16 protein-coding genes are annotated in these 16,598 nt (G+C 33.0%); all 16 read left to right on the top strand.

All coding sequences use genetic code 11. From position 1 onward, the window contains the following. Positions 1-18: 18 nt before the first annotated feature. On the top strand, positions 19-867 hold the full coding sequence (locus JML65_RS04785; RefSeq protein WP_202270076.1) for an ABC transporter permease: 849 nt from the start codon (positions 19-21) through the stop codon (positions 865-867). A gap of 45 nt (positions 868-912) precedes the next feature. Then, positions 913-2,166 carry a polysaccharide ABC transporter ATP-binding protein gene (locus JML65_RS04780; protein ID WP_202270075.1) on the top strand — a complete coding sequence of 418 codons (1,254 nt, stop codon included), beginning with the start codon at positions 913-915 and terminating at the stop codon, positions 2,164-2,166. 3 nt (positions 2,167-2,169) lie between these two features. Next, the gene (locus JML65_RS04775) at positions 2,170-3,252 is read left to right on the top strand and encodes a DegT/DnrJ/EryC1/StrS family aminotransferase (RefSeq protein WP_202270074.1); all 1,083 of its coding nucleotides are present in this window, start codon (positions 2,170-2,172) and stop codon (positions 3,250-3,252) included. Between the two features lies 1 nt (position 3,253). Then, a complete protein-coding gene (locus JML65_RS04770) occupies positions 3,254-3,955 on the top strand; it encodes a WbqC family protein (protein ID WP_202270073.1) in 702 nt (233 codons plus the stop codon). Beyond that, positions 3,956-4,915, top strand: a complete 960-nt coding sequence (locus JML65_RS04765) for a hypothetical protein (protein ID WP_202270072.1) — start codon at positions 3,956-3,958, stop codon at positions 4,913-4,915. Continuing rightward, the gene (locus JML65_RS04760) at positions 4,900-6,267 is read left to right on the top strand and encodes a GNAT family N-acetyltransferase (protein ID WP_202270071.1); all 1,368 of its coding nucleotides are present in this window, start codon (positions 4,900-4,902) and stop codon (positions 6,265-6,267) included. The genes JML65_RS04765 and JML65_RS04760 overlap by 16 nt, the downstream gene beginning before the upstream one ends. Positions 6,268-6,269: 2 nt before the next feature. Further along, complete coding sequence (locus tag JML65_RS04755) at positions 6,270-6,866, top strand: acyltransferase (RefSeq protein ID WP_202270070.1); 597 nt, start codon at positions 6,270-6,272, stop codon at positions 6,864-6,866. 217 nt (positions 6,867-7,083) lie between these two features. Next, on the top strand, positions 7,084-8,049 hold the full coding sequence (locus tag JML65_RS04750; RefSeq protein ID WP_237390786.1) for a glycosyltransferase family 4 protein: 966 nt from the start codon (positions 7,084-7,086) through the stop codon (positions 8,047-8,049). Then, complete coding sequence (locus tag JML65_RS04745) at positions 8,050-8,925, top strand: glycosyltransferase (protein ID WP_202270068.1); 876 nt, start codon at positions 8,050-8,052, stop codon at positions 8,923-8,925. It begins immediately after the preceding gene. Positions 8,926-8,968: 43 nt separating this feature from the next. Then, positions 8,969-9,637: an NAD(P)-dependent oxidoreductase gene (locus JML65_RS04740; protein ID WP_202270067.1), complete on the top strand. Its 669-nt coding sequence runs from the start codon at positions 8,969-8,971 to the stop codon at positions 9,635-9,637. A 1-nt stretch (position 9,638) separates the two neighbouring features. Next, a complete protein-coding gene (locus tag JML65_RS04735) occupies positions 9,639-10,559 on the top strand; it encodes a glycosyltransferase family 2 protein (protein ID WP_202270066.1) in 921 nt (306 codons plus the stop codon). 26 nt (positions 10,560-10,585) lie between these two features. Continuing rightward, positions 10,586-11,518 carry a glycosyltransferase family 2 protein gene (locus tag JML65_RS04730; protein WP_202270065.1) on the top strand — a complete coding sequence of 311 codons (933 nt, stop codon included), beginning with the start codon at positions 10,586-10,588 and terminating at the stop codon, positions 11,516-11,518. Between the two features lie 19 nt (positions 11,519-11,537). Continuing rightward, a complete protein-coding gene (locus JML65_RS04725) occupies positions 11,538-12,461 on the top strand; it encodes a glycosyltransferase family 2 protein (protein WP_202270064.1) in 924 nt (307 codons plus the stop codon). 47 nt (positions 12,462-12,508) lie between these two features. Then, a complete protein-coding gene (gene asnB / locus JML65_RS04720; protein WP_202270063.1) occupies positions 12,509-14,305 on the top strand; it encodes an asparagine synthase (glutamine-hydrolyzing) in 1,797 nt (598 codons plus the stop codon). Further along, positions 14,305-15,240, top strand: a complete 936-nt coding sequence (locus tag JML65_RS04715; RefSeq protein WP_202270062.1) for a glycosyltransferase family 2 protein — start codon at positions 14,305-14,307, stop codon at positions 15,238-15,240. Before asnB ends, JML65_RS04715 begins: the two co-directional genes overlap by 1 nt. A gap of 331 nt (positions 15,241-15,571) precedes the next feature. Next, entirely contained in the window at positions 15,572-16,513 is a 942-nt protein-coding gene (locus tag JML65_RS04710) for a glycosyltransferase family 2 protein (RefSeq protein ID WP_202270061.1), read from the top strand. The last annotated feature ends 85 nt before the right edge of the window (positions 16,514-16,598 follow it).

The raw sequence follows: 16,598 nt of genomic DNA, 5'->3' as shown, positions 1-16,598 counted from the left end.
TTGTAAAAACTTACACAGATGAATGAACCACAGCAAAAGTGGACAGAAACAATTGAAGCCAATCATTCTTTATTTGATATCCAGCTTAAAGAAGTATGGAAATACAAAGATCTTATTTACATGTTTGTAAAGAGGGACTTTATATCAAGTTTCAAGCAAACTATTTTAGGACCTATTTGGTTTTTTATCAATCCTATTCTAACAACAATTGTCTATTTAGTCGTTTTTGGTGCTATTGCCAAGCTTCCTACTGATGGAGCACCTCCTATTTTATTTTATCTTGCAGGAGTTACTCTTTGGAACTATTTTTCAGCCTCATTACTCGCTACATCCAGTACATTTTTAGGAAATTCCGCAATTTTCGGGAAAGTATACTTCCCAAGATTGGTAACCCCATTATCTATTGTTCTCTCCAATTTAATGCGCTTTTCCGTTCAGTTTCTTTTATTTATTATTGCTTGGGTATATTATTTAAGCCAAGGAAAGATACATCCTAATATATGGATTTTAGCGACTCCTTTTCTGATCATATTGATGGCATTTTTTGCCTTAGGAGTGGGAATGATATTCTCCGCTCTTACTACAAAATATAAAGACCTTAGCATGCTTTTAGGATTTGGTATTAGCTTGTATATGTATGCTACTCCTGTCATTTATCCCGTATCTTCCCTTCCCGGAGCGTTCAAAAAGCTGGCCTATTACAATCCACTTACCGGAATTTTTGAATGTTTTAAATATGCATGGTTGGGTGTAGGAGATTTCTCGCCATTAATGCTGGGAATAAGCTCCTCTATTATTCTTATTCTTTTAGTGATAGGAATAGTTATATTCAATAAAGTTGAAAAAACTTTTATGGATACCGTATAATCTTCAGGAGTCTATCTTATATTAATTTAAAATCCAATCAAAAATATGCTGGCTTTAAAAGCAGAAAATATATCAAAACAATACCGCCTTGGACAAGTCGGAACAGGTACTTTATCCCATGACCTCAACAGGTTTTGGCATAAAATAAGAGGAAAAGAAGATCCCTATCTCATGGTAGGAGAATCCAACGACAGAACTACAAAAAGTGAATCTGAGTATGTATGGTCTCTGCGTGACATCAACTTTGAAATTGAACAAGGCGAGGCAATAGGTATTATCGGAAGAAATGGTGCCGGAAAATCCACCTTACTCAAACTTTTAAGTAAGGTAACCAAACCTACAACCGGGCAAATATACACGAATGGAAGAATTGCTTCTTTATTGGAAGTAGGAACGGGTTTCCATCCTGAAATGACCGGAAGAGAAAATGTATTTCTAAATGGAGCTATTTTAGGAATGACTCGCAAGGAAATCAAACGTAAATTTGATGAGATTGTAAGCTTTTCTGGAGTAGAAAGATATATTGATACTCCTGTAAAAAGATATTCTTCAGGAATGTATGTTCGTCTTGCTTTTGCTGTTGCAGCACATCTGGAATCTGAAATTCTAATTGTGGATGAAGTCTTGGCAGTAGGTGATGCAGAATTTCAGAAAAAATGTCTGGGAAAAATGACAGAAGTAACAAAAGGAGAAGGTAGAACCATTCTTTTTGTAAGTCATAATATGGCAGCTATCAAAACTCTTTGTACTAAAGGAATACTTCTTGATACAGGAAAAGTAGCCTATCAAGGAAATATTGATGATACTGTTCTCAGATATTTAGGAAATAATAAAACATCTAATACTAATCATTTTATATATGAGAATATCAAAAATGGTTTTTTTACTCTGGAAGAGATCATTTTGAAAAATCCATCAAAAAGTATGAATGAGCCTTTGGATGAGAACCAAGAAATAGAGTTTATCACAAATTTTATTCTGGATACGGATCAACCGGAACGTTATCATATTACTTATCACCTTAAAAACGACTATGGTGAAGCATTGTTTTCATTCTCTAGCACAGATATTAGATATAATAAAGGTAAAAACTCTTTAACCTGTACTTTCCCAAAGAAATTTTTTCAATCGGGAAATTATTACATAAGTTTTTTCCTAATAGAAGATAGAAAACAGGCTGTTATTGTTGAAAATGATATTGTTTCTTTTTCAGTCATTGATGGCAACAGAGAAATTGGAGTATACATGGGGCGGGAGCCAGGATTTATCCGTCCTGAATTTAACTGGAAAATACAATAAATTATGATTCCTGTAACGCAACCTTTTCTTCCTCCGCAGGAAGAATACGAAAAATATCTAAATGGTATCTGGAAAAGAAATTGGCTAACCAATATGGGACCGTTGGCAAGCCAACTGGAGATGGAGTTAAAAGATCATCTTAAAGTACAGCATCTATTATTTGTCACCAATGGTACGGTAGCCATACAAATGGCTATAAAAGCATTGGAAATTACCGGAGAAGTAATCACTACTCCATTCTCATTTATTGCCACTACAAGCTGTATTGTATGGGAAAACTGCACCCCTGTTTTTGTAGATATAGATCCTAAAAGCCTATGCATAGATCCGGTAAAAATTGAAGAGGCTATTACAGAAAAAACGACAGCTATCCTGGCAACTCATGTATATGGTAACACTTGTGATGTGGAAGCCATAGAAGTCATTGCCAAAAAGCATAATTTAAAAGTAATCTATGATGCAGCTCATTCTTTTGGAGTGGAAGTCAATGGTAAATCTATTTTTGAATATGGAGATATCTCTACATGCTCACTACATGCTACCAAACTTTATCATTCCGTTGAAGGAGGCTTATTAATTACAAAAAACCCAGATATATTAAAAAAATTAGCCTATATCAGGAATTTTGGCATTTCAGGATATGATTCTTTTTCCGAGCTTGGAATCAATGGTAAAAACTCGGAATTCCACGCTGCAATGGGACTTGCAAACCTGAAGTATATTTCTTCAATACATCATAAAAGAAAAGCCCTTGCTGAGCTTTATAACGAGAAACTTAAAAATTTAAAAGCTGTAAGGCCTCTTTGGCATCCTAAAGCCACACAAAACTACGCCTACTATCCTATCGTTTTAGAAAGTGAAGAACTGTTATTAAAAATAAAAAAAGAAATGGATAGCCAGGAAATCTTTACACGAAGATATTTCTATCCGAGTTTAGCATCTGCCTTACCCTATCTTCCAAAGCTGGAATTGCCAATTACTGAAGAGATTTCCAAAAGATCCTTATGTCTTCCATTTTACTATGATTTAACTTTTGAAGAAGTTGAGTTTATTGCCAGACTTATGCTAAGAATTCAAAATAATTAGTATGAGAGTAGCCGTAATGCAGCCCTATTTCATGCCATACATTGGGTATTTTCAGTTAATAAAGGCAGTGGATAAGTTTATAATTTATGATGACGTAAATTATATAAAACAAGGTTGGATTAACAGGAATAATATCTTGCTCAATGGTAAAAGTTATTTATTTTCTATTCCTTTAAAAGATGCCAGTTCTTTTAAAAAAATTAATGATATAGAAATTAATCAGGAGCTTTTCCCAAAATGGAAAATCAAGTTTTTTAAAACTCTTGAGCTTGCTTATAAGAAAGCCCCTTTTTATACAAGTATAATTCCAGTACTGGAAGAATTGTTGGATTGCCCTAACAAGATCAACGACCTTATATATGTCAGCCTTTTAAAAATATGCAATTATCTTGGAATCGTTACACATATAGAAAAATCATCAACAATTTATCAGAATTCAGAATTGTCAAAAGAAGAAAGGTTAATTGATATTTGTAAAAAAGAAAATGCTGACACCTATATTAATCCTTTAGGAGGACAAGACCTGTATGATAAAGAATATTTCGCAAAAAATAATGTGAAATTATTTTTTATTAAATCTAATAAAGATAATTATATCCAGTTTGGAGATAGTTTTATACCTTGGCTTTCAATTATTGATATATTAATGTTCAATTCGCCTCAGAAAACAAGAGAAATGTTAGACAATTATGATCTGATTTAAATGGAAACAGGAGCTATAGGAGGATACTTTGAATTTGAACTCCCCAATGATAATTTTTTTTGGGGGAATTGCTTTATTGAATTAAACTCTGCAAGAAATTGTCTAGAGTATATAATGACGGCAAAGAAATTCACAAAAATTTATATTCCTTATTATACTTGTGATGCCATTTTAGAGCCTATTAAAAAGCTAAATATTGATTATAAATTTTATGATGTAGATTTCAATCTTGAGCCTATATTTGATTATTCTGAAATACAAGATACTGAAGCTTTTTTATACACCAACTATTTTGGCATTAAAGACCAGTTTATTAGAGATTTGGCTCAAAATATAACAAAGAATATAATTATTGATAATGCTCAAGCTCTTTTTTCTCCTGTAATAAAAAATATTGATCAATTTTATTCTCCAAGAAAGTTCGTTGGTGTTTCTGATGGGGGTTTTCTATATACCGATAAAAAAATTGATGTACATTTTGAAAAAGATGAAAGCTATCAAAGAATGAGTCATCTCTTAAAGCGGATCGATTTATCTGCTGAGCAGGGTTATTCTGATTTCAGTGAAAATGATAAATCCCTAGAGAGACAGCCTATTAAGACAATGTCAAACCTTACAAAAAGAATCCTGTCAGGAATTGACTATGAGTATATTAAAAAAAAGAGAAGAGAAAATTTCTTTTTTTTGCACGAAGTACTGAAAGAAAAAAACATTCTTCCGATTGAATTGTCTGAAGATGCAATCCCAATGGTATATCCTTTCAGAACACATGATAAAAGCCTTAGACAAAAACTGATCAACGAAAGAATATATTGTGCTACCTATTGGCCCAATGTTTTTGATTGGTGCGATGAGGATTATAATGCTTATAATTTGGCAAAAGACATTATAGCATTACCGATAGATCAGAGGTACTCAATTAATGAAATGAAAAAAATTTTAGAATGTATAATGTTTTAATAAGACCTCTTGTTAAGAAAGATGCATTGACATCATATCAATGGAGAAATGATGACGAGATATGGCAATTTACAGGTTCAAAACCCAATATAACAATAACACAGGAAATAGAATCCGAATGGATTGAAAAAGTCCTTCAAGATGATAGCAGCAAAAGATTTGCTATTATATGTAATGAAGAATATATTGGAAATGTACAGCTCACCAATATTAATAGTGATTCTGCCGAGTTTCATATTTTTATCGGAGAAAAAGATTTTTGGGGAAAAGGGATCTCTCAATTAGCAACTTATCAAATATTATATTATGCTAAAGAAGTTTTAAAGCTTAAAGAAGTTTATCTGTTTGTTAAACCCGAGAACATCGCCGCAGTAAAATCTTACCAGAACAATAATTTTGTTGTTACTGAACAGAATACTGAACAGCTAAAGATGTCGCTATTACTATCTGATCTTCCCAATACTACACTAAGCGTATTTATAATGGTATATAATCATGCGGAGTATTTGAAAGAATGTATTGATAATATTTTAACACAAAAAACGAATTTCAATTATGATATTGTCATAGGAGAAGATTGCTCAAAAGATAACTCAAGAGAAATACTACTGAATTACCAAAAATTATATCCCGGAAAGTTTAAGCTTCTCCTTTATCCCTATAATATAGGGGCTATACGCAATCAAAATGAAGTATTTAAAAACTGCCTGGGAAAATATATGGCAATATGCGAAGGGGATGATTATTGGACGGATTCTTTAAAACTTCAAAAACAGGTAAGCTTCCTTGAACAAAACCCTGAGTACAGCCTTACATTTCATAAAATAAAAGAATTAAGTTCCAGACAACAACCATTTACAGTTAAAAATCCTGATGTTGAAAAGACTTATACTTTAGAAGATCTTTCAAAGCAGAATTTTATCATTACAGTTTCTGTTGTTTTCAAAAAAAACTTTGATGAAATGCCTAAATGGATGGATTACTCTCCCATAGGAGATTATCCGTTGCATATGCTCAACGCTTCTTTTGGATTGATAAAATATTTTCCTGAAGAAATGGCTGCCTATAGAGTTGGAAGTGGGATATGGAGCACAAAAAGCAGAGTAGATCAAATGATAAATACAATGTTTTCATTATCTTTCTTATTGGTTCACTTTAAAGAAAACAGGCAAGTTTATGAAAATTTGAAATATCAGTATGATAACCTTAAAGAAGGTCTTACAAAAATTTATGAGGACAAAAACAGTCTTGAATTAAAAATAAAAGACTATAATTATATTGAGACTATAACCTCGTTTGGTAGTCTTTTAAAAATATTAAAAATTAAGATCATTAAAAAAATCAAGATTTAATAATGCTTTCCAAACTAAAAAAATATATCTCAAAAAAAATCATTTCTATAATTTCTTTTAATCAGGCAAAAGAAAAACGAGAGATGTGGACGGACTTCTTATCATTACCGAATATTAATATTCACGATTCTTTTCAGCCCAAAGATGTTACTTATTTTAAAGGAAAAAATACCGAGTATGGCGAAATATCCATTGATGAGCAATTTTATATGAAAGAACATTGCAGTATTTTAGTTTTCCCTGAGGCTAAACTATTAATAGGAAAAAATGTTTTCTTCAATAACAGCTGCTCTATTAATTGTTTGGATAAAATAGAAATTGGCAGCAATACTATGTTTGGAGAAGGAGTGAAGTTATATGATCATAATCACCTTACCACAATATCTGATTCTGAACTATCAATTTCAAAAGCAGAGTTTAGCAAAGCGCCAATCATTATAGGAAAGAATTGTTGGATTGCCAGCAATGTTATAATATTAAAAGGAGTTACTATAGGAGATAATTCTATCATTGGAGCCGGCTGTATCATTCATAAATCCGTACCCTCTAATTCCATTGTGAAGAATAACCAGAATTTAATCATTGAATCTATTACATAAGGTGGCTATAAACAAAAAAATACTATTCATTCTACATGATGCATCTTTATCAGGTGCTCCTATTCTTGTTTTAAATTTATTAAAGAGGTTAAAACAGGACAGAACGGATTATCTTATTGACATTTTATTATTAAAAAACGGAGAGCTATATGAAGATTTCGCGAAAGTCTCCAACGAAATATTTACTTTTAATAATACATCCGAATCATTTTCTTTTTTGAGAAGGAACTTAAAAAAGATTCAGACTATCGTTTTAAAAAAGAAAGAAACTCACCAGGATAAAGTAGATAAAATAATTAATAAGTTACTATTGAATGGATACGATCTGATCTATGGTAATACTATCGTAACTTTAAGCTGGACTCTTCCTTTTTATAAGAAAAATATTCCCACAATTATAGCTGTCCATGAACTTACTTTCGGAATTGAGAGTGTGTATTCAAAAGAATTTGTTTTAGAAAACATTACTAATATTACAAAAATTATAGCAGGATCTAGAGCTGTTGCTGAAAACCTTATCGATCAATACCATGCAGATCCAAAAAAAATAAACGTTGTACATTCCTTTATTGATTCTACCCTTACCATTCAGAAGGACAAAGAAAATTTAAGAAAGGAATTAGCAATACCCAGTAATCATTTAATTGTAGGGATTGCAAGTGCTCAGGAATTAAGAAAAGGAACCGAGATGATCCCCCTACTTGTTCAAAAAATAGCACAAAAAACGGATATCCCTTTTACATTTATAAACCTTGGAGGCGATTCAAAAAGTTCAGCTGTAAGATGTTCAAAAATTGATGCCGAAAAATTAGGGATAGCAGATACGATGATATTTGTAAGCCATAATAAGTTTCCTAATGATTACATTAATCTTTTTGACATTTTCCTTTTAATGTCAAGAGAAGATCCTTTTCCATTGGTAATGCTTACTGCTGCAAAACTAAAGAAACCGATTATTGCTTTCGAAAAAAGTGGTGGTGCTACAGAATTTCTTGAAAATGAACATGGAATTCTTGTTCCCTATCTGGATTTGGATATTATGTCTACTGAAGTTATTAAGCTTATGAAAGAACCCCAACTAAGGGAAAAATTAGGAAAAAATATATACAAAAGACTAGAGGAAGACTATTCTGATGAAAAACTGACTTTAGATATTTTTAATTTAATTGATGAATTAGTTTAAATGATTTCTATAATAATTTCCTCATATCTTCCAAAATACTTTTCTGCGTTAGAAGACAACATTTCTAGCAGCATTGGTGTTCCTTATGAACTTATTAAAATTGATAACCCAGGATTAATGGGGATCTGCAAGGCATACAACCTAGGAGCTGAAAAAGCAAAATATGACAATCTTCTTTTTATACATGAAGATATTCTATTCCATACTCAAGGTTGGGGAGAAAAGCTCATTAAACATTTAAGTAAAGAAAACACAGGAATCATAGGCGTTGCAGGATCTTCATATGTCCCTTCTGCTCCTTCAAGCTGGACCGTTTCAGAGAATTATAATTTTGTACATATATTGCAGGGGGATAAAAGCAATACAGATTCATTTCTAATCCACTCCACCAAGCAAAACAGAGAAGAAGTTTTTGCTGTAGATGGTGTTTTTATAGCCATTACAAAAGAAAATTACGCTCAATTCAAATTTAACGAAACCGTATTAAAAGGTTTTCATGGATATGATTTGGACTTCAGCCTCAGAGTGTCAAAAAAACTTCAGAATTATGTGATAGATGATATTCTCATAGAACATTTTTCAAAGGGAAATCGGGATAAAGTCTGGCTGGACAATAATATTCTGGTTAGAGAAAACAATCACTTAGTCTTCCAAAAAGAATCAGATTCAGAAACCGAAAAAAAAAGTTTCCTTGGTTTTTTATATAACTATTTCACTTATTATCCTATAAATACAAAAAACATAGTATTTACTTTAAAATTTTATCCTAAAAAACTTACTTTTAATGATCATCTGATTATTACAAAGAAGTATTTTAAATATATTAGATACCACAAGAGCATCAACAAAAAGATAAACACAAACACTGAGAACTAAAATTTATTACTTTCACTATGGTGAAGAAAAAATATAATAAAATATGATTATAGGAACAGGGCTTATTGCCAATTCATTAATGAATATTGATACAAACGATATATTATATTTTGCATCAGGAGTTTCCAACTCCCTGGAAACAAGAACATCCGAGTTTGAAAGAGAATTTTCTCTTTTAAAAACGGTATATGAACAAAATAAAGGAAAAAAATTGGTCTATTTCTCCACTTTAAGCATTCTTGACCAATCCAAACAGAAGAGTCCCTATGTCATTCATAAAAAAAAGATTGAGGACTATATAAAAAACAATACTGAGGATTATGTGATTTTAAGAATTGGAAATATTGTGGGTAAAGGCGGAAATCCCAATACCCTTTTTAATTTTCTTAAAACACAGATCTCAAACAAAACTGAATTTACACTCCATACTAAAGCCAGAAGGCTGCTTTTGGATATAGAAGATATTTCCAGATTCCTGAAATCACAATGCTTACATGTTAATAATAAGATTATTAATTTTTCATTTCCGTACAATTTTGATTTGAAAGAAATTATCCGTGCGATGGAAAAAGAAACTTATCAAAAAGCCTCTTATTCAGAAGCAGATGAAGGAGATTTTTATAAAGTAGATTTTGAGGAAGAAATCATCAATTTCTTCTCAGGAATAAGCCCGGAAAATTATCTTGAAACATTAACTCAAAAGTATATTTAAGATGGCTGTTATTCATGTGATTATTGTTACTTATAATGCCATGCAATGGGCAGAAAGATGTTTTGCCAGCTTAAGAACTTCTTCAGCCCCGATACAATGTATTGTAGTAGATAATGGCTCTACAGATGGTACACAGGAATATATCAAAACCCATTTTCCCGAAGTAGATTTTATACAGTCTCCTCAAAATTTAGGTTTTGGAAAAGCCAATAATCTAGGAATTGAAAAAGCATACCGAGAAGGAGCAGAATTCTTTTATCTGATGAATCAGGATGCATGGATTTTCCAGGACAGTTTTCAGCATCTATTGGATATATACAACACTTATCCGGATCCAAAAAAAATTGGTATCCTAAGTCCTATGCACCTGGATGGTACAGAAAAGAATCTCGACATTTTTTTTGAAAGATATCTGGCAAGAAATACCCCTGTCAACAGGATCTTCTCTAATACTTTTACCAGCACACAACAGGAATATTATGAAATTGACTTTGTAAATGCAGCGCATTGGTTCTTACCCAGAAAGACAATTGAAGAAATTGGAGGTTTTAATCCTTACTTTTTTCATTACTCCGAAGATTATGAATATGTTCAGAGGGTAGCCTATTTCAATAAAAAAATATTGGTATGTACTAAAAGTAAAGTAGTACATGATGGTAGACAAGACTTTAATAAAACAAGCCATATCAATGCCAAAAGGGTACAGAGAGAACAGCGTTACCTGGATCCCCGGCTAGAGTTTAGCAGATCTGTTTTAAAAAAAGACTTCATTCCTGATATCATCAAGCAAACGATAATGGGGAAATTCTCAACTGCAATACGTATTTTTAAGGAATACAAGTATCAGAAAAGTAGATTTGAAGAAATTATGAACTCCCGAGAAACACTTAAAAAGAAACAACATTCTTTTTTAAATATATAATTTACAGATATTATCTTCGAATAATAATGGAAAATAAAACACCACTGGTTTCTGTAATAATGCTTACCTATAATCACGCTCCTTATCTGAAGCAGGCTATAGAAGGAGTACTTGCACAGAAAACAGACTTCCCGATTGAGTTGATCATTTGTAATGACAATTCACCAGATTATTCTGATGCCATTATTTCAGAGTATGCAGCCCGTTTTCCGGACCTCATCCGCTATTTTAACCATAAAGAAAATATTGGATTTGTAGAAAATCAGAGATTTGCATTCGGCAAGGCACAGGGAAAATATCTCGCCTACTGTGAAGGTGATGATTATTGGACAGATCATGAAAAATTACAGTTTCAATATGATTTTCTAGAAGCTAATCCGGACTATGTGATGGTTACTGCCAGAAATTTATTATTCCATCAGGATGAAAATAAATTTACAGATGATGGAAAAAACTATATGTTTAAAGATCAGGAATATATTGATTATACCCAAGACAGTTTTTTTGTACAGCGTCCTACACAAACATTTACTTACCTTATCAGGCAAAAGTTTGTGGATCCCAAATGGATAGATGTTTACCCAAATTACAGGGATTTATATTATTTTTACCATGCCCTCGAATTTGGAAAAGGCAGAAGTTTCAATACTGTTGTTGGAGTATACCGGCTTCACAGCGGAGGTGTTTTCAGTTCTTTGGAAAATGAAAAAAAATTCCGTACTTCAATTGATATTTTTAAAAACATCAAGAAGGTCAATAATGACAACCGAGCAGATCAGCAGATCATAAAGAACCTGGATGAACTCATTAATAAATATTATTATGAGAAAGAGTTTGTATCTCCCCTAGTAAACAAAAAATTATATACCGCAATTTTTGAACGCTTTTCAGTTTCCAGAAATTGGGGTACCGGCTTCAGCCAATTATTAAAAATTATAAAATATACTTTTACAAGATAATTCATTTTAAAAATTTACAATGCCTAACGTCTATATTATTATTGTTACTTACAATGCCATAAAGTGGGCCGAAAGATGTTTTACAAGTTTAAAACAGTCTTCTGTTCCTCTGCAATGTATAATTATTGATAATGGGTCCACAGATGGCACACAGGAATACATAAAAAACCACTTTCCTGAAGCTGATTTTATCCAAGCGGAGACTAATCTGGGCTTTGGAAAGGCCAATAATATAGGCATTGAAAAAGCCTATCAAAAAGGCGCAGATTTTTTTTATCTGATGAACCAGGATGCATGGCTTTATCAAGACAGTATAGAAAAAATGCTAGATATTTATAATCATCACCCTAACAAAGATGAGATCGGGATTATCAGCCCTTTTCACATAGATGGTTCCGAAAAATATCTGGATATTTTTTTAGACCAGTATATCGCTAAGAATTATGAAAAAACCAGGCTGATTTCCGACCTGTATTTTCAGACATTGAAACCTTTTTATGAAATCCATTTTGTAAATGCTGCGCATTGGCTGCTGCCAAAAAAAACAATAGAAACAGTAGGTGGTTTTAATCCTTATTTCTTCCATTATGGAGAAGATGATGAGTACGTGAACCGTATTCATTTTCACCAGAAGAAAGTATTACTTGTCCCCGGCAGTAAAGTAGTGCATGATGGTGTGCAGTCCCTTCATAAAATAGACTTCACAAAGTATGAAAACGTCCGTATCGAAGTCAATATTATGAATCCAAATCTGCCCAATGCTCTTGAACTTGAAAAAAGAGCCCTTAAACAAAGCATGCTTAAAAATATAATGACGGGTAATATCAGTCAATATAAACAGCTTTCAAAGAAGTATAAAAAAATATCCAGAGACGGGGAAACATTAACAGGGTTACGAAATCAACTGACTCAGAAAGGTAGTACTTTTCTTAATCTGTCGTAAATTAGCCAATACAAAAAATGAAAATTAATGATGAAAAATAAAAGCCTATGTGTGGAATAGCAGGAATTATAAGCAGTAATACCAGAAATTATCAGGAAGAAATAAAAAAAATGACAGATTCCCTGATACACCGGGGTCCTGATTCCTCGCATTATGAATTTTATGATAATGCAGCCTTAGGCCATCGCAGGCTCTCCATTATTGATTTATCTGAAAATGGAAAGCAGCCCATGTTTTCCAATACCAAAGATGAATGTATTGTTCTCAATGGAGAAATCTACGGATATCAGGATATTAAAAAGGAATATGCCGAATATCCTTATCATGGAGAATCTGATACAGAAGTTATTCTTGCTATGTATCAGAGGAAGCAGGAAAACCTGATCCATGAACTTCCGGGAATGTTCGCATTTGCTATCTGGGATAATCAGAAAAAACAATTATTCTGTGCCAGAGACCGCTTTGGAGAAAAACCTTTTTATTACGCTATTGGAAACAATAACGAATTTATTTTCGCTTCGGAAATAAAGGCCATTCTGGCCACTGGTCTCATTCAGCCTAAGGTAAGCCCCGACGCCCTCTCTCACTATCTTCAGTATGGATATGTAAGTACCTACCAAAGTGTTTACAGTAATATATATACCCTACCTCCTGCCCATCAGCTGATCTGGAAAGAAGGGAAAATTAGTGTATCACGCTATTACAGTTTACCGGCAAAAGACAGGATGATTAGTCTTTCTGATGCTAAAGACGAATTTTTGTATCTCCTCAAAAATGCAGTAAAAAAACAGCTTATTGCAGACGTAGAAGTAGGAAGTTTTCTAAGCGGCGGATTGGATTCTTCCTCCATTGTAGCATTGGTAGATGAATTTCTACCTCAGCAGACTACCATCAGTTTTGGATATGACCATAAAGATAACGAGCTGAAATATGCTAAAGAAATTGCAGATAAATATAAAACCAACCACATAGAAGTCCATGAGAAAAAAGAGGATCTTGTCACTTCTCTATTAAAGATCACTCCTTTTTTTGATGAACCTTTTGCAGATGCTTCCTTTATCCCACATTATGAGATCTGTAAAGCAGCTAAGAAGAACCTTACTGTAGTCTTATCCGGAGATGTAGGAGATGAGCTTTTTGGCGGTTATCATTTTTATACCGTTGAAAACAAAATGAAGCAGCATTTCAGCTATAAAAATATAATGGCTCAATTTGGCTTAAAATTATATCAAAAGCTGAGAACCACTTCTTTCATTACTCAAAAGAACATACAATATAATTCTATCCTTAATTTCCATTTGAATGCTGTAAGAAACGACTTTAATAAAAGAGAACGTGAGCACCTCGGTATTTCTTCAGACTATCTGCAGCCTTACAGTTTCGCACCGGATACAGACTCGCTCAATGATATTATGAGGACAGATCTTGAGAACTATGTTCCCGCCAATATGATGGTAAAATCTGACAGGATGGCTATGGCTAATTCATTGGAAGTAAGAACTCCGTTTCTTGATCTGGATTTTGCCGAGTTTTGTATACAGCTACCCGATCAGTTGAAATTAAGCAATACCAATGACAAGATTATTCTTCGGGAAGCTATGGGATCATATTGGACTGAAACCATCAGAAAACGTCATAAACAAGGATTTGGATTAGGCGTAAAGAATTGGTTTGCCGAAGAAAATCTCATGAATTTCTCTAATGACATGCTGAAAAACCCCAATCATAAAGTATTTAATTTTATTGATTTTAAAGCAACTCAAAGCTATCTGAATAAAGATGAAAAACACTGGAATCTTTTGCAACTTGCCCTTTGGGCAGATAATAACCAATCTGTACTATAATGCTTGATATTTCTGTAATCATCCCTGTATATAATGCTGCTGAATTTTTAGAAAAATCAGTAATCTCTGCATTACAATTTGAAGAAGTTAAAGAAGTTATTTTGGTTGAAGATAAATCAACCGATGATTCTCTGGAGATCTGTAAACGATTAACGAAAGAACATTCAAGGGTTAAACTTTTTCAGCATCCTGACCAAGAAAATCATGGAGCTGCGGCTTCAAGAAATCTGGGAATTGAAAAAGCCGTCGGAAGCTTTATCACATTCTTAGATGCAGATGATTATTATCTCCCAAATAGGTTCGATGCAGAGAAGACGATCTTTAATGATTCAAAAGTAGACGGGGTTTTCAACGCCGTAGGCATTGAATATCTTACAGAAAAGGGAAAACAGGAATTCCAGTCTAAATTCAGTGATAATACACTTACTACCGTCAATTATCCTGCCGAGGGAAAAGAAGTATTCAGAGGACTTCTAGGGTTTACACCGAAAACTTTCGGTACATTCTTCCACCTGAATGCATTAACTATAAAAAAGGCTGCCCTTGAGAAGCATTCTTTAAAGTTCAATAAAGTTCTGCGTGTCCATCAGGATTCTGATTTCATCATTAAACTGGCTTACCACTGTTATTTAAAGTCCGGTATTATAGATCAGGCTGTAGCGATGAGAGGCATACATGATGACAACAGAATTACAAAGATTATAAGGTATTCTCCACAATACAATCAAAGGCAGTATCTTTTCTGGAACTCTTTGTACGAATGGTCTAAGCCATTGCCATTAGAACCGGATTATGCTCAGCATATCTATCTGCAGAAAAAAGCTTTTGAGCTTTCTGCAAAAAAAGGATTTTCAAAAATAACGAGCTTATTGGCCACTGTTCTTAAAAACCCCAATATATTGCGGACAAAATACAGGTTCACCTATTCTCATTGATAGATCTCAATACTCTTCAAATAGTAATAAAACATTAGTATTCTGTTGAAAAGGAGTAACAGATTACTTAAAACTAAAAACATAAAGCCTCTATTCATATATTTTTAGAGGATTTATGTTTAATACCCAATGCTTGAAAATTTATTTTATAAACTAAATTCGCCTTACTCAGATAATAAGAAATTACATTTTAAGGTTTATTATATTCAAAAAAGCAAGTATTTCACTATATCATAATACTAAGAATTGTAAAACTAGAATTAAAAGCTTAAATTTCGTACTTGAAATGGCAGTGTAAAAAAACACAATTAATCTATTATAAAAAGATGAAATGAAGATTTCAGTAGTTATTCCCGTCTATAACGCCGAAAATTATGTCCTTCAGGCAGTGGAATCTGCTCTTCAGTTTGATGAAGTTTATGAAGTAATTCTCGTTGAAGACCAGTCTCCGGACAATGCACTTCTTGTATGTCAGCAGATCGCTGAAAAATATGATAAAGTACAGCTTTATCAGCATCCGGATAAAAAAAATCACGGAGCGGGCCCAAGTAGGAATTTGGGTATAGAAAAATCAACCGGAGATTTTATTGCGTTTTTGGATGCTGATGATTATTTTCTCCCTAATAGATTCGATGCGGAAAAAGAGCTTTTTAAAAACCCAAAAGTAGATGGTGTGTATGGAGCACTTGGTGTTCATTACTATTCTGAAAAAGCAAAAAAACAATACTACAGTTTATTCGGAGACAGGCTTACCACTGTTTATAAAAAACATGATACGTACAATGTTTTCCTGGGACAGCTTCACATGCTTGGAAGCTTTGGGCTGTTCAGTATTGACACCCTTACGATCCGTAGAGAGGCCCTAGCAAAAAAAATGAATACTTTATTCCAACCTCATCTGAGAATGCATGAAGACACTGAGTTTCTGCTTCGCCTGTCTTATTACCTTAATCTATATCCCGGAATTATTGATCAGGCAGTAGCAATACGAGGAGTACACGAAAATAACAGAATAACGAAAATAAATTCCCGGGTAATAAACCCTGCCATATCAAGAACATTGCTTTGGAAAGAGATCAAAACATGGTCAGAAAGTGAAGATGATATTTCTGAAGAGGTGAGGCTTCATATTGAAAGAATGTATCGCAGCTTCGAGATTGCAAAAGCCCCGGTATTCAAAAAATGGGGAATGATTATCAAATATCTTTTTACAGATTATAAAAGTATAAGATCCGGTCTTTATAATATTAACTTCAGACATTCACTGGTCTGATGGGTGATCCCGTGGTGCTCATCTTATTTTACAAACCTATATCTCCACTTTTTTAATTAATTTTTAAGCCACAAGTCTTTATATT

The organism is Chryseobacterium sp. KMC2, assembly GCF_016756935.1.
GTDB lineage: Bacteria > Bacteroidota > Bacteroidia > Flavobacteriales > Weeksellaceae > Chryseobacterium > Chryseobacterium rhizosphaerae.
The sequence above is the reverse complement of the archived record's forward strand: the minus strand, read 5'-3'. Positions and strand labels throughout refer to the sequence as shown.